Genomic DNA, 13041 nt, shown 5'->3' with positions numbered 1-13041 from the left:
CATCGACGCATTCGGGAAGTAGTGCGACCTGCTTGCGGTCATCGCCTTCAACGAATCGCTTCATGAGTCACCCGGTCTCAACGCGTTGATTCAGTTTAGACGATCAATTCGTTTTCACACGGCCTCGGCCGCGCGCCGCCTTCTTCCGCGAAAAACTACTGTCGGCGGCGTCAGTCGTTTTCTGGCGACCGCCGACGCCTGGCGGCACGTTCTTCAACAATTCGCCGCAACGGCGAAGGGCTCGCGCCGCCTTCTTCGCTTCGGATAGCGAGCGGCCCGGTTCGACAATCGTGTGTGCACAACAGACCGAAAAAAAGCCCGCGCAAGGCGGGCATGAGAGCAGTCGCAATGCGTTACCTGGGCGCGTGTCGACCACCTGTGACGATCCTACGCCAATTCGATGCGTGTGCAACGGTGCTCAGGACTCGCGTATGAAGTCACCATCAGGAGCACCCACGCGCTCAAGCTGCTCGCGCACGAGGTCTGTGAGCACACGTAACGCGGCATCCGGTTCCACACCCAGGCGTGCCGCGAGAATCGGCGCGATACGCGCGGGCCAGTTGAGCCACGCATCACGCGCGCCTCTTGCCTCTTCGAAGAGCACACGGCGCGCGACATCGATTGCCACCACCGTGCCCGCACGCTGTTCGTACTCAAGCTGTCGAAGGCCCGCGAGTGCGTGCTCTTTCGCAAGCGTGATCCGCGCGAATTCCGTGGCCGTGCTCGGCGCAGCACCACCGGGGCGCTTGAGCGGCCTGCCCGGTTTGCGCTTCGGCGTGCCATCGGCGTTGATCTCGATTTGCGGCAACTCGCTTTTTTTCTTTGGCACTGGCGCGCCTTTTTTTACCGGCAGTGGTGTGCCACTTCGTGCGCGCGAGCTTCGGATTCGTAATGCAAAGGTCGGGGGGTCGATTCCTCTTTCCTGAATTTCAAGCAGTTCCGAGATGTTCCTGAAACCCGCGATAGCCAAAGCTTCGCGGGTTTTTTGTTGTCTACTCAGGGATTCACATACCGCGCCTCGACGCGAGCGAACCTCCCTGCGCTGTGCCGTTGCACGCTACGCCGACGTACGCGTATCGGTAGCAGGCGCCAGCTGACTCGCAAACGGTTCGAGATAGCCGAACAGTGCGGCGCTACCGCCGGTGTGCACGAATACGACGTTTTCGTCGCGGTCGAAGTGCCCCTTGCGGATCAGGTCGATCAGTCCGGCCATGCCCTTCCCCGAATAAACCGGATCGAGCAGGATGCCTTCGGTCTGTGCGACCAGCGTGACCGCTTCGATCATGCCCGGTGTCGGCAAACCGTAGCCGTCCCCGACGTAGTCGCAGTTCGCAATCACGCGCTCGCGCTTAACGGCATCCGGCATGCCAAGCTGCGCCGCCGTTTCGCACGCGAGACGGTAGACGCTGGCCTCCTGCGCCTCCTTCGGCGCGCGCACACCGATGCCGAGCACGCCGATTCCGCTATTCATGCCGTCGAACCCGGTGACGAGTCCGGCCTGCGTACCGGCGCTGCCGGTCGCATGCACCACGCGATGCACGACCAGATTCTGCTGATTGGCCTGGACCAGGATTTCCATCGCGCAATTGACATAGCCGAGCGCACCGATCCGGTTCGAACCGCCGCCGGGAATCACGTACGGTTTGCCGCCGGCCGCCCGAACTTCGTCGGCAACCGCCTGCATCGCCGCATTCATGTCGGTGCCGGCCGCGTACGTGCGCGTCGGCGCGCCCATGAGCCGTTCGAGGAATACGTTGCCGGAATACAGGTAGTTGCTGTCGCGATTGCCGGTCCGGTCTTCGAGCAGGATGATGCAGCGCAGCCCCAGCCGCGCCGCCGCCGCCGCGGTCTGCCGCGCATGGTTCGACTGCGTCGCGCCCTGCGTGATGACGGTGTCGGCTTGCTGCGCGAGCGCATCGGCCATCAGGAATTCGAGTTTGCGGGTCTTGTTGCCGCCGGTCGCCAGCCCGGTGCAGTCATCGCGCTTGATATACAGCCTGGGACCCTTGAGTAAGGCGCTCAGGCGCGGCATGGGTTCGAGCGGCGTGTTCAGATGTCCGAGCGATAGGCGAGGAAACTTCGAGAGATGCATGGCAGACCTTGTCAATGGGAGTGAATCGGAAGAACGGGAAGTGCCTCGGCAAGGCGCGCGTAACGTACGCAGCGCTGCGCGAGATTCGAGGTCGCATCCAGCACAGGGCACGGCGCGTCATGTTCGGATAGCGCGAGCGGCACCTCCGTGCAGCCCGAGACGATCGCCTCCGCGCCGGCGTCCGCGAGACTCGTCGCGAGAGCACGCATGCCGGCGCGAACCTCGTCGGACACCTCGCCTCGCTTGATGCGATAGATCAGCTGCATGAACATCGCCTGGCAAGCCGGCGCGAGAACCAGCGCTTCGCGTCCCCGCGCGGCGAAAGCACGCTGATACAGTTGCGCGTCGACGCAACCGCGCGTTGCCAGTACTCCGATGCGTTTCGCAGTCGGCCAGCGCCGGCTGCATGCGTCGCCGGCTTCTTCGACCATGCTGACGAACGGCACCGTCAGCGCCGCCCGAATGTCGGCCTCGTACGCGTGCGCGGTGTTGCAGGCCATCACGACAAAGTCGGCCCCCGAGCGTACGAGACCGGCCGCCATCCCGGCAAGCGCCGGGCCCGGAGAAGGCCCGGCGCCGGCGAGCGCGACGTTGCGATCCGGTACCTTAGGATTGCAGTCGATCAGTATTCGCAGATGCTCCTGTTCGCACTCGACCGGAGTCGCCGCGATCAGTTTCTGCAGGAAGTCCGCCGTGGCCTGAGGCCCCATGCCACCCAGCACGCCGACGACGAGTTCGCGCGGTCTGCAAGACGTATCGCTCATGAGTTGTGCCTTGGTACAGGAACGAGTCAATGCGTGAAGCCTCGTTCAGAACGAGTGGAAAATGCCGAGCTCCGTACCGAACTGCTTTTGTCCCGGCAACGTATAGCTACCCGAATCGACCGCGAGGTTGCTATTGGCTGAGTTATGCACGTAACTCATGTTCCAGTACAGCATCGTTCGCTTCGAGAGATTGTATTTGACCTCAGTGACCGCGCTGAACGGCTTGACGTCCTTTCCCGGCACGATGGTCTGATAGAGCGCGCCGACGAGCGCCCATTGCGGGCCGAGGCGCTGGCGAAACCCGGTCCAGAACAGATTGGCATTCAGGGATTGACGGGCGTAGTCGGATTTCAGAAGGCGGTAGCCCGCGTACAGGGTGGTGTCGTGGAAGTGATAGCTTCCAGCGGCGATGAATCGGCGGGCCCGGTCGGACGACGTCGACGGCGCCGCCGTCAGGGACGTCGCCACGGCCGTGAGACCCGCTCCGGACGCAGACAGCGGGCCGCGCAAATTGTCGTATAACAGCTCGTAGCCGAAGGCCGGGCCGCTGTAGTGCAGCGCGAGAGCAAGGTCTTTCGCGCTCGCCGACGCGCCTGCGGTGCCGCCGATCGGCGCGGCCAGTGTGTCGACGCCGAGGCTATAGAATGCATCGAAGGTGAACGATCCGAATGCGCGCTGGTAGCGGATCGAGTTGTCGCCGCGCGCGGAGAGACCCGGGTCCTGGGTCGGCAGCGAATACAGGGCATACGAAGCGGGGTCGAACAGGTTGCCCATCTGGTACATCGGATTGTAGGCACGGCCGATCCACAACTGGTTCCCATGGCCACGAAACCCGACTGTCGCCTGGCGTCCGAACAACCGTCCGTTCAGCGCGAGCGCACCTGTGTTAGGCGTAATGCCCGCCTCCAGCGTAAACGTCGTGTAATAGCCGCTGCCTATATCCTCGACGCCGAGTATTCCCCAGCGCGAGGCCTGAATGTTGCCGGACGACGCCACCAGCGCGGAATGACTCGTCTTGTTCGCGTTCGTCAGGTATTCGATACCCGTGTCCAATAAGCCGTACATCGTCACGCTCGACTGCGCGTGAGCCGTCGTCGCGCACACGGCGAGCTGGTACGTCAGCGTGCCGAATATGATTTTCCAGGCTAGAGTTCTCATGACCTTTCTTTATTTATTAAGAATACTAATTGAGAATCCGATACAAACGGCACGCGGGTGCATTGGCTCCGGCATTGCGCCTATGTGATGAAAAAACTCTGCTGGCGCTTGCGCCAATCCTCGCGCAAGCGTCGTGAAAAAGCCGTGTCAATCGGTATCAATCGGCGTGCTCGCTGACCCATTGCGCAAGGTCGCGATGGGTCGTGAACCAGACGTCCGGGCGGCTCTTCGCCAGGCGCACGATCTCCTCCAGAATCCAGATGCGCGAGCGATGCCCGATCACGTGCGGATGCAGCGTCAATTGAAATAGCCCGCCTTCCGCATACGCGGCTTCGAATTCGCGTATGAAGATATCGAGCACTGCGGCCGGCGGCGTGTACGGGCGCAGCGACGAAAAGCGGTTCATCGCAAGGTAGGGAGAATCGTCGCGAATCCATTCGACGGGAATTTCGACGATGCCGGTCGGCTGCCCGCCTCCCACGAGTTCGTAGCAGTCGTCGTCGCCCATGAGCGAGGAGTCGTACAGCAGGCCCATTTCGGCGATGATGGCGAGCGTGTGATCGCTGAAATCCCATGACGGTGTGCGCAAACCGACCGGCCGCTCGCCGCAGATCGCCGTGAGCGTGTCGCTGGCGCGCAGATAGAGCTCGCGTTCCGCTGCGGCGGGCAGCATCGAGTTCAGTTCGTGAATCCAGCCGTGCATTGCAATCTCGTGGCCGGCGCCGCACAGCGCGCGCTGTTCGTCCGGATGAAGCAAGGCCGATACCGCCGGCACGAAGAAGGTCGCCGGTACGTCATGGCGGTGCAGGATGTCGGCGATTCGTGGAATACCGGCGCGGCTGCTGTACTGGCCCGCCGACAGCCGGCTGATCGATCGGCCGCCGTCGCGCAGGTCGCTGGTTTCGTGATCGGAGTCGAACGACACGGCGAACGCGCAGCGCGCGCCGTTCTTCCATGTTCCCGGCTTCAGCGGCCGGCCGGCGCGTACCCGGTCGACCAGCATTTGCCACTGGGTGTCCGGCCATTGCCACGGCTCTTGATTCGATGTGCTATTCAAAAATACTCTCCAACGGGTTGACGGACATTGCGCCCGACGATGACAGGAAAGCCCACTGCACGCGCAGTCTCGAAACGGTGTTACTTCAATGCGGTATGCGCGGTTTCGGGCAGGTGCCACAACGTCAAGCCGGACAATAGAGCGGCGGCGATCACGCAGAACACGGGGGAAATCGGCGAACCGGTGTGCTGGATCAGAAGCGTCGCGGCAAAAGGCGAGAAACCGCCGAACACCGCAACGCCAACGCTGTAGCCGACCGACATGCCGACCGCGCGTTCGCGCGCCGGGAATATCTCCGCGATCGCAGCCGGCGCGGGGCCGGAGTACATCGCCAGCACGATGCCGAACAGTATCTGCACGCCGATGACCGTGCCGAACGACACGCCGGACAACAGCAGACGGGCGAGCGGGTATGGCAACACCACGAGCAGCGCGCAGCAACCGAGCAGCAGCGGCCGGCGGCCGATGCGGTCCGACAGTGCGCCCGTCAATGGAATGAGCAGGATCATCACGACGAGGCCGATGCTGTCGGACCACAACGCTTCGGTGCGCGAAAGATGCGCGTAGCGGGTCAGATAGGTCGGCATATAGTGCAGCAGGATGTAATGCGACGTGACCCAGACCACGGTGAAGCCGATGGCCTGCGCGATCTTGCGTAACGCATGGCCCGGCGCATGCGGGTCGGCCGGTTGCTTCAGTTCGGCCGGCAGATGCTCGGCAACGTTGCGGCGCAGATAGAAGCCGATCGGCCCGATCAGTCCGCCAAAAAGGAACAGCATCCGCCAGCCCCAGCTTTCGAACGCGGCCGACGATAGCGCGCTGCTGAGCGACGCCGCAACCGCGGAGCCGAGCAAGGTGCCGGTCACCGTCGTGACCTGCGCGAAACTCGCGATCAGCCCGCGCTTGCCGTTGGGCGCCCATTCGACGAGGAACGTATTCGCGCTGCCCCACTCGCCGCCGGCACTGAATCCTTGCAGCAGGCGCGCGAACAGCATCGCAAGCGAGGCGAACGCGCCGATCGCCTCATACGACGGAATGATGCCGATCGCGATCGTACTCACGGCCATTAGCATGATCGTCAGCGTCAGCGCGCTCTTGCGGCCGTGGTGGTCGGCGATGCGGCCGAAGCAGAAGCCGCCGAGCGGCCGCATCAGAAACCCGACGCCAAAGATGGCGAACGTGCCGAGCAGCGCGGAGAGCTCGTCGACCTTCGGAAAATATTGGCGCGCGAGAATCGGCGCCACGAAGGCATAGACCGAAAAGTCGTACCACTCGAGCACGTTGCCGATCGCCGCCGCGCCGACGGCAGCCAGCGCATTGTCCGCCGGTTGCCGCTTGCCGCCGGCGACAGGTGCCGATTCGTCCGACTGATGAATGACCAACGTCTGCTTGTTCATGGCGAGGTTGTCTGATTGAAAGGCTCGGATGGATGGGTTGCGCGGTGGCTCATTCGAGCGCCGCGAGCAGCCTCGTCCAGAAATCGAGGCGCGGCAGTACGCTGGATGCCAGGAAGTACTCGTTCAAGGTGTGCGCGCCCGCGCCATCGACGCCGAGGCCGTCGAGCGTCGGCACGCCGAGCGCGGCGGTGAAATTGCCGTCGCTGGCGCCGCCGGTCTGCGGCACGTCGAGCAGGTCGAAACCGGCCGCGCGCGCATGTTGCTGCGCGATCTGCAACAGCGCGGCGGTGGCGGCGCTCTTTTCGTACGGCGGCCGCGTCAACTGCACGTCGACGTCGAGCGTAAAGTCGCCACTCGATGCGCGCTGCCCGCGCAGCGCGGCCAGCATCCGCTCCGCTTCGGCCATGCTTGCGACGCGAAAATCGACGCGTATCGCGCATTCCTCCGCGACGACGTTGGCGCCGGTGCCGCCTTCGATGGTTCCGACGTTGAGCGTGGTGCCGACCGAATAGTCGGTCAGGTTCGAGAGCACGGCGACGTGGCGCGCCATTTCGACGATCGCGTTGCGGCCGCGCTCGTGATCGATACCCGCATGGGCCGCGCGGCCCGTCACCTTGAGCCGGGCCCGGCCCACGCCCTTGCGGCTCGTGACGCAGCGGCCGCCACTGCGCGCCGGCTCGCAAACGAGCGCGTAACGCGCATGCTGCGCGAAACCGGTTGTCACCGGGCGGGATTGCAGGCTGCTCGCTTCCTCGTCCGGAATGAACAGCATGTCGACCGGCAGTCGTGCGCGGCGTTGATGAGCCACCGTCGCGAGGGCGCGCAAGGCGAGATACGCGCCGGCCTTCATGTCGTAGCCGCCGGGACCATAGACGCGATCGCCGTCGATACGGTACGGATTGCGTTCGAGCGTGCCGTGCGGGTGAACGGTGTCGACGTGCGTCAGCACGAGGATGCCGGCGCGCGTATCGCCGGGGGCGCGACTCGATACGACGAGCACCGGCGCCGCGCTTGCCGAAGGCAGCGGAATCCAGCGCGTCGCGAGACCCGCGCGCTGCGCGTGCATGGCGATATTGCGTTGCAGCAGCTCTACGGCGGCGGCGTCCCCGGACGGCGATTCGTGGCGTACCCACGCGCCGATATCGTCGAGCAGCGCGTCGAGCCTTGTCGGCTGGCAAAGCAGGTTCATGTCACCTCGAGGTCGAAGGGCTGGCGCCGATGCGAGAGGAGCAGCGCGGGAATGAACCGATTATTGGGCGGTGACCGGGCTCGAACAACGAGATCAAAAATAACTGCCGAATAAATATTGTTTATGTTTCAATCCGACTGGAAAAGGAAAGCCGATGAGACATAACGACCTGAACCTGCTCGTGTATCTGGATCTGCTGGTGAGGCACGGCAGCGCGACGCGTGTCGCGGAAGTGCTCGGCGTGAGCCAGCCCGCCGTGAGCGCGGCGGTGCGCCGGCTGCGTTCGATGACGGAGCATCCCCTGTTCGTTCGCACCGGACGCGAACTCGCGCCGACGGCCTACGCGCTGTCGTTGCAGCAGCAGTTCGCACCGCTCTTGCGGCAGTGGCGCGAACTGACGGACCGCGACGGCGATTTTTCTCCGGGCGTATCCGACCGGTGCTTTTCCATTCTCGCGTCGGACTACACGCAGTATCTGTTTCTGCCGCTGCTCGCGCGCCGCCTCGCGACAGAAGCGCCGAACGTGTCGCTGCGCGTCATTCCGTCAAATCCGTATCGCGGCGTGCAATTGATCGAGCAGCAACAGGTCGACCTCGGGATTGGCTACTACCGGAACGTTCATCCTCAGTTGCGGCTGTGTCCGGTGCTGGAGGAGCAGGCAGTCTGTGTGCTCGCGCGTTCGCATCCGGCACTCGACTGCTTCGACGAGCACGCGTATGCGAGCGCCAGCCATATCGCGATTACCGTCGAAAACGCGGCCTATAACGCGACGCTTGATCGTGCGCTGGCCGCGCACAAGATCCGGCGGCGGATCGCAATCTCGATGCCCAGTTACGTATCGGCCGCGCACGTGGTGGAGGAGACCGAGTACGTGGCAACGCTTCCGCGCAGCATCGCGGAATTTGCGGCGAAGACCGCCGCCATCGAGATTCGCCCGTGCGCGATCGAACTGCCGCCGCTGGACCTGTCGATGCTGTTCCACGTCAACTCGGAAGCGGACGCCGCGAGTCAGTGGTTTCAGCGCGTGGTGCTCGAATGCGCGGAGGTGATTGCGTCGAGCTGGGCGACCTCTGCCGCAAAGGGATAGGCATGAATCGCGCGTTTCAGCGTGGGTTGCCGCGCAGCGCGGCGGCTGACGGCTGGCGGCTTCGGGCCGCCGCTGCGTCAACGGGCTGAATCCGCGGTCAATAGCCGCCTTGCGGAAAAGCGGCCATCCGGACAGCTAAACGTCAATGCGTCGCTTCAGCCAGGAGTAACTCAGCGAGGTCAGCCGGGCGATCCAGCATGATCGAATGCCCGCACGGTATTTCGTGGACCTTCCATCGAGGCGCATGCTTCAGCCTGGCATGGGTTTCGACGAACCAATCCCCACCGTTCCTCGTCGCGAACACGTAAGTGCGATTGGCAACGGGCACCGAATCCACTCCCGCCTTGACGCCTTGAACGAACGTGGCAAGCGGCTGCGGTCCAGACATCCTGTCGACCCAGGCGGCGTCTGCTTCGTTCACGTTGAACAGGGCCGCGGGAATAGGCGGAATCATGCCGTCGTTCCGGCCCGCCTGCGCCAGAAAAGCCAGCGCGGTGTCGGCACCGGTGATGTCGACGAGCGACTGCCCATCGGCCGGCGCATAAGCGTCGAGATAGAACAGCGTGCGGATGCGTTCCCCGACTTCGTGCGCCACGCCGGTGATGACCAGTCCGCCATACGAGTGACCGCACAATATGGCATCGGTCAGGTCCTCGTACTCGAAGACGTTGACGACATCCTGAATGTGCGTGTCCAGGTTGATGGCCCGATCAGCCAGGTGAGAACGTTCTCCGAGGCCGGTCAGCGTGGGCGTGTAGACATCGTGTCCCGCCTCGCGCAGCCGGCGGGCGACTCTCGCGTAAACCCAGCCGCCCTGAAAGGCGCCATGAACCAGAACGAATTTCGCCATAACTAAGTGTTCCTTTGATTTGCCGTAAAAAATGCATCGTGCCGTCGCGAGCGATTCACCGCGTCCCGTTTCCTGTACGGAACCGCGCGGAGATCGGCCATTGACTGAGTGCGACTCCCGAGACGCAAATGATGGCGCCCAGCATCAGCGCCGGCGTAATGGGTTCATGCCTGAAGACAACGCCCGCGCTAATGGCGAAAAATGATTGAAGCAAGGCATAGGGCGCGACCCGGGCCATCGAGAACCGCCCGATAAGCCAGAACCAGGTGATGAAGGCGGCGATCCCGCCGAGCATGACGGTAAAGGCGAAAGCCAGCCACTCTGAACTCGAAGCCCTCTGCAGCGCGGCAATCTGACCGCCCTCCACGATCAGCGAAAGTCCCAGCAGCTGGAATGCCGTGAAGAACGACATCCAGGCAAAGAGCTTCACCGGATCGAACGGGCCGAATTTTTTGGCGAGTACATTGCCGATCGCCAATCCGAGCGCCGACCCGATCACGAAGAGCGTCGGAATGGCCGAGACCTTCAACCTGGGATCGACGATCGAAAGCGCCACGCCACATAGTGCGATACCGACGCCGAACACCATTCGGGCAGAGGGTTTCTCGCCCAGCATGGGCCAGGCAAGCATCAGGGTGAACGGGGTCCACAACTGGTTGGCAATCCCGGCGACGCCAGCCGGCGATCTGGTGAGTCCCACGAAGGCGCAGGCGAAGTTCACCCCGCCCATGAAACAGGAAATCAGGAAGATCGGTCGAATCTCCGGCCCGCGAATACGCCCCACGAAAGGGATAAGAATCGCGGCAATCACCGCGAACCGCAGGCCGGCGAAGAATAACGGCGGCAGCACCGTGAGCCCCGCCTTGATGACGGCATACTGCAATCCCCACAGCAAAGGAACCAGCAGGGCCGCGGCGATATGAATAGCTTTCATTGATAAATAAACCAATCAGTCCAAAAATCGACGCGCGAAAATGCGTCGTGCCTTGTCTTCCGTATTCAAGCCGTCAGGCTGCTGATCAGTGCCTGCACGGCATCCTTTGCCCTGTCGGGTTTGAAGCCGATCTTGCGAACGACACGAAGGCCTTCGAGAAAGCAAACGAGCACGTGAGCCGCCGCCGCGGGGTCGACGTTCCTCGCCAGATCCCCTTCTTTCTGGGCACGTTTCAAGGCTTTGACCAACCGCGCCTCCATGGCGCTCCAAAAATGAGCGATCCGGCTCGCAACCTCTTCGTCATGTGCCGCTAATTCCATGGCCATCGCCACGACGAGGCAGCCGCGCTTGCCGGCGGCGCCCTCCGTGCGCGCGACATAACCATTCATGCATGCCTTGAGCCCCGCCAGGGCTTTCTGGCCTGAGGCAAATTCATCGTCGAGGCGCTTGAGTGCCTGGACGATGTAGCGATCGAGGGCGAGCAGGAAAAGGCCGTGCTTGTCGCCAAAGGCTGCGTACAGGCTTCCTCGGGAGAGCCCAGTGACGTCCAGCAGGTCCGGCAAGGAGGTACCCTGATAGCCCTTCGTCCAGAAAATCTGCATTGCGTGCTCGATAGTCTGGTCGAGGTCGAACTCGCGAGGACGTCCTCGCTGCCGGTCGGCGGTGGCATGTGGATTAGGCATGGCACATTTATAAACCAGATGGTCCAAAATAGTCAAGATTCCAGCCCAGTCATCTTTACCGCCATGAATCCATGGCCAGGACGAACGTACTGCCCGCATGCGGACAGCACCATCAGGCGTCCTGGATTAAAAATGTCTGCGGAAAGTCTTGACGCGAAACCAACCAACTAGTAGATTGCAAACTATTGCAGGCGACAACGGCCCCGTCGTATCGAACCAGACGAATGTTGTCTCACGCGTCTATTCAGCCAATCGAGTCAATACTCATGAGTGTGGAACTGTCTCCCCGCGCCACCGAAATTGCCGAGCATACCAAGCTCCTGCTCGCCGCCGGCGGTTACAACGGGTTCAGCTATGCCGATCTGTCCGAGCGGGTCAATATCAGCAAGGCCAGCATCCATCATCATTTTCCGAGCAAGGCCGACCTCGTTCTGACCGTGGTCGCACAACACCGCGAGCAGGCCCGGGAAGGTTTGGCCGCCATGCAGCGGCAACTCGATGATCCGCTCGCGCAACTGACGGCCTACACCGACTACTGGGCGCAATGCATACGCGAAGGCACATCGTCCATGTGCATTTGCGCCATGCTGGCAGCCGAATCACCGATGATCCCGCAAGAGATTGCAGACGAAGTGCACGGCTATTTCGAAGACCTGACCACGTGGATCGCGACGGTTCTGAAGAAGGGCGCGGCAAAGTCGCAATTCCATTTGCGCGACAGCGCTCGCGTCGAAGCTCAAACGTTTATGTCCACCGTGCATGGCGCAATGTTGACGGCGCGAGCATTGGGCAATCCGGAATCGTTCCGTGCCATTTCGCGCTCGGCCATTGGCCGACTGACTGCGTAAAACAGATCGCCTTACTGGACTGGCGAACCAGTAAGGCGATCATTTTTTTGACCACCCAACCAATCAACTAGTTGGTTGATTTTCGGAGCTACCGTCTTATGCCCCACCCTATTTCCACTTTGGGCGCTTGCCATACCATCGTCAGCCTGGTTCCGTTTGTTGCGGGACTCTATAGCTTCGTCCGCTATCACGGCATCGATAGCACCAGGCAGTCGGGACGGATTTATCTCGGCGGACTGGTCGTGTCGGTGCTTACCTCGTTCGGGCTATCCAGCACCGGCGGCTTCAACGCCGGCCATGCCCTGGGTATTCTGGCGCTCCTCGCAATAGGCGCCGCGCTACTGATTCCACGGATATCCATTCTGGGGCGCGCGCGAGCCTATCTATCCCAGTTCGGCTTCACATTCAGCTTCTTCCTGCTGCTGGTCCCCGGGATCAACGAGACGCTGACGCGGCTGCCCGTTGCCCATCCCCTCGCGGAAGGTCCCGCCTCCCCCCTTGTGCGCGGCACGCTGGCGGCGTGGCTCGGCATCTTCGTGGTGGGAGCGGCGTTGCAATACTGGTGGATGCGCTCGCAACGCGGGCGTGTGCAAGCTGCTTAGGATCGCTATGCACTGATCCGTCACTTTCGGAAGTTGCCCGGCGCGGCTTTCGACGGTTTTCTTCGTTCACGCGCCATGTATCGGTAACGCGATGCTTATATCACCCAGGAGAATCAAGATGGATATTGCACGACTTCGCCAACTTCTCGCCCGCAGCCTGACCGGTGTCGTACTCGCGACCAGCGGCCTGGCCGCTGCCACCGCCGCTCACGCGGCGGACCAGGCGGTTCGTGTGCGGGGTACGGTCGTCTCGTTAGAGCGTGTTAGGCACTTCTTGCCAGACCTGATATCCTGGCTGGATGGCAAAACGCAAACCCTATCCGACGGATGTGTCGGACGAGGAATGGAGCTTCGCGGCTCCATATCTGACTTTGATGAAC

General features: G+C 62.5%; 13 protein-coding genes and 1 pseudogene. 4 read left to right on the top strand and 10 right to left on the bottom strand.

All coding sequences use genetic code 11. The annotated features are described in order from the left end of the window. Nucleotides 1–418: 418 nt before the first annotated feature. The 7 genes from G3N58_RS32220 to G3N58_RS32190 all read right to left on the bottom strand — a co-directional run bounded on the left by G3N58_RS32220 (nt 419) and on the right by G3N58_RS32190 (nt 7657). Nucleotides 419–970 (bottom strand): hypothetical protein, encoded by a 552-nt coding sequence (locus tag G3N58_RS32220; protein WP_206001211.1) that lies wholly within the window; start codon nt 968–970, stop codon nt 419–421. Nucleotides 971–1057: 87 nt separating this feature from the next. Then, a complete protein-coding gene (locus tag G3N58_RS32215; protein WP_167046590.1) occupies nt 1058–2092 on the bottom strand; it encodes a D-cysteine desulfhydrase in 1035 nt (344 codons plus the stop codon). Between the two features lie 11 nt (nt 2093–2103). Then, nucleotides 2104–2856 (bottom strand): amino acid racemase, encoded by a 753-nt coding sequence (locus G3N58_RS32210; RefSeq protein WP_206001210.1) that lies wholly within the window; start codon nt 2854–2856, stop codon nt 2104–2106. Between the two features lie 45 nt (nt 2857–2901). Then, complete coding sequence (locus G3N58_RS32205) at nt 2902–4014, bottom strand: porin (protein WP_206001209.1); 1113 nt, start codon at nt 4012–4014, stop codon at nt 2902–2904. Nucleotides 4015–4171: 157 nt separating this feature from the next. Next, complete coding sequence (locus G3N58_RS32200) at nt 4172–5071, bottom strand: polysaccharide deacetylase (RefSeq protein WP_240162672.1); 900 nt, start codon at nt 5069–5071, stop codon at nt 4172–4174. A gap of 80 nt (nt 5072–5151) precedes the next feature. Further along, nucleotides 5152–6468: an MFS transporter gene (locus tag G3N58_RS32195; RefSeq protein WP_206001208.1), complete on the bottom strand. Its 1317-nt coding sequence runs from the start codon at nt 6466–6468 to the stop codon at nt 5152–5154. A gap of 49 nt (nt 6469–6517) precedes the next feature. Further along, nucleotides 6518–7657 (bottom strand): M20 family metallopeptidase, encoded by a 1140-nt coding sequence (locus tag G3N58_RS32190; RefSeq protein WP_167046577.1) that lies wholly within the window; start codon nt 7655–7657, stop codon nt 6518–6520. A 154-nt stretch (nt 7658–7811) separates the two neighbouring features. On the opposite strand from G3N58_RS32190, the gene G3N58_RS32185 reads away from it, so the two are divergent. Further along, the gene (locus tag G3N58_RS32185) at nt 7812–8744 is read left to right on the top strand and encodes a LysR family transcriptional regulator (protein WP_167046575.1); all 933 of its coding nucleotides are present in this window, start codon (nt 7812–7814) and stop codon (nt 8742–8744) included. A gap of 142 nt (nt 8745–8886) precedes the next feature. Here the strand turns inward: G3N58_RS32185 and G3N58_RS32180 are convergent, their stop codons facing one another. From G3N58_RS32180 to G3N58_RS32170, 3 genes are all read right to left on the bottom strand, one after another. After that, nucleotides 8887–9594: an alpha/beta fold hydrolase gene (locus tag G3N58_RS32180; RefSeq protein ID WP_206001207.1), complete on the bottom strand. Its 708-nt coding sequence runs from the start codon at nt 9592–9594 to the stop codon at nt 8887–8889. 55 nt (nt 9595–9649) lie between these two features. After that, nucleotides 9650–10528: a DMT family transporter gene (locus G3N58_RS32175; protein ID WP_205988388.1), complete on the bottom strand. Its 879-nt coding sequence runs from the start codon at nt 10526–10528 to the stop codon at nt 9650–9652. A 65-nt stretch (nt 10529–10593) separates the two neighbouring features. Beyond that, nucleotides 10594–11247, bottom strand: a complete 654-nt coding sequence (locus tag G3N58_RS32170; RefSeq protein WP_241017319.1) for a TetR/AcrR family transcriptional regulator — start codon at nt 11245–11247, stop codon at nt 10594–10596. A gap of 230 nt (nt 11248–11477) precedes the next feature. On the opposite strand from G3N58_RS32170, the gene G3N58_RS32165 reads away from it, so the two are divergent. From G3N58_RS32165 to G3N58_RS34365, 3 genes and pseudogenes are all read left to right on the top strand, one after another. Beyond that, nucleotides 11478–12059, top strand: a complete 582-nt coding sequence (locus G3N58_RS32165) for a TetR/AcrR family transcriptional regulator (protein ID WP_167046563.1) — start codon at nt 11478–11480, stop codon at nt 12057–12059. 98 nt (nt 12060–12157) lie between these two features. Next, the gene (locus tag G3N58_RS32160) at nt 12158–12661 is read left to right on the top strand and encodes a hypothetical protein (RefSeq protein WP_206001206.1); all 504 of its coding nucleotides are present in this window, start codon (nt 12158–12160) and stop codon (nt 12659–12661) included. A 299-nt stretch (nt 12662–12960) separates the two neighbouring features. Then, nucleotides 12961–13041: pseudogene (locus tag G3N58_RS34365) on the top strand (IS5/IS1182 family transposase); the annotation flags it as partial.

The organism is Paraburkholderia sp. Ac-20342, assembly GCF_017104985.1.
Taxonomy (GTDB): domain Bacteria; phylum Pseudomonadota; class Gammaproteobacteria; order Burkholderiales; family Burkholderiaceae; genus Paraburkholderia.
Note: the sequence above shows the minus strand (reverse complement) of the source record. Positions and strands in the feature narration are given on the sequence as shown.

Excerpts from the sequence above, each read along its gene's own strand:
- G3N58_RS32205 (WP_206001209.1), bottom strand. The coding sequence starts at position 4,014 with ATGAGAACTCTAGCCTGGAAAATCATATTCGGCACGCTGACGTACCAG.
- G3N58_RS32215 (WP_167046590.1), bottom strand. The coding sequence starts at position 2,092 with ATGCATCTCTCGAAGTTTCCTCGCCTATCGCTCGGACATCTGAACACG.
- G3N58_RS32175 (WP_205988388.1), bottom strand. The coding sequence starts at position 10,528 with ATGAAAGCTATTCATATCGCCGCGGCCCTGCTGGTTCCTTTGCTGTGG.
- G3N58_RS32190 (WP_167046577.1), bottom strand. The coding sequence starts at position 7,657 with ATGAACCTGCTTTGCCAGCCGACAAGGCTCGACGCGCTGCTCGACGAT.
- G3N58_RS32195 (WP_206001208.1), bottom strand. The coding sequence starts at position 6,468 with ATGAACAAGCAGACGTTGGTCATTCATCAGTCGGACGAATCGGCACCT.
- G3N58_RS32185 (WP_167046575.1), top strand. The coding sequence starts at position 7,812 with ATGAGACATAACGACCTGAACCTGCTCGTGTATCTGGATCTGCTGGTG.
- G3N58_RS32180 (WP_206001207.1), bottom strand. The coding sequence starts at position 9,594 with ATGGCGAAATTCGTTCTGGTTCATGGCGCCTTTCAGGGCGGCTGGGTT.
- G3N58_RS32210 (WP_206001210.1), bottom strand. The coding sequence starts at position 2,856 with ATGAGCGATACGTCTTGCAGACCGCGCGAACTCGTCGTCGGCGTGCTG.
- G3N58_RS32165 (WP_167046563.1), top strand. The coding sequence starts at position 11,478 with ATGAGTGTGGAACTGTCTCCCCGCGCCACCGAAATTGCCGAGCATACC.
- G3N58_RS32160 (WP_206001206.1), top strand. The coding sequence starts at position 12,158 with ATGCCCCACCCTATTTCCACTTTGGGCGCTTGCCATACCATCGTCAGC.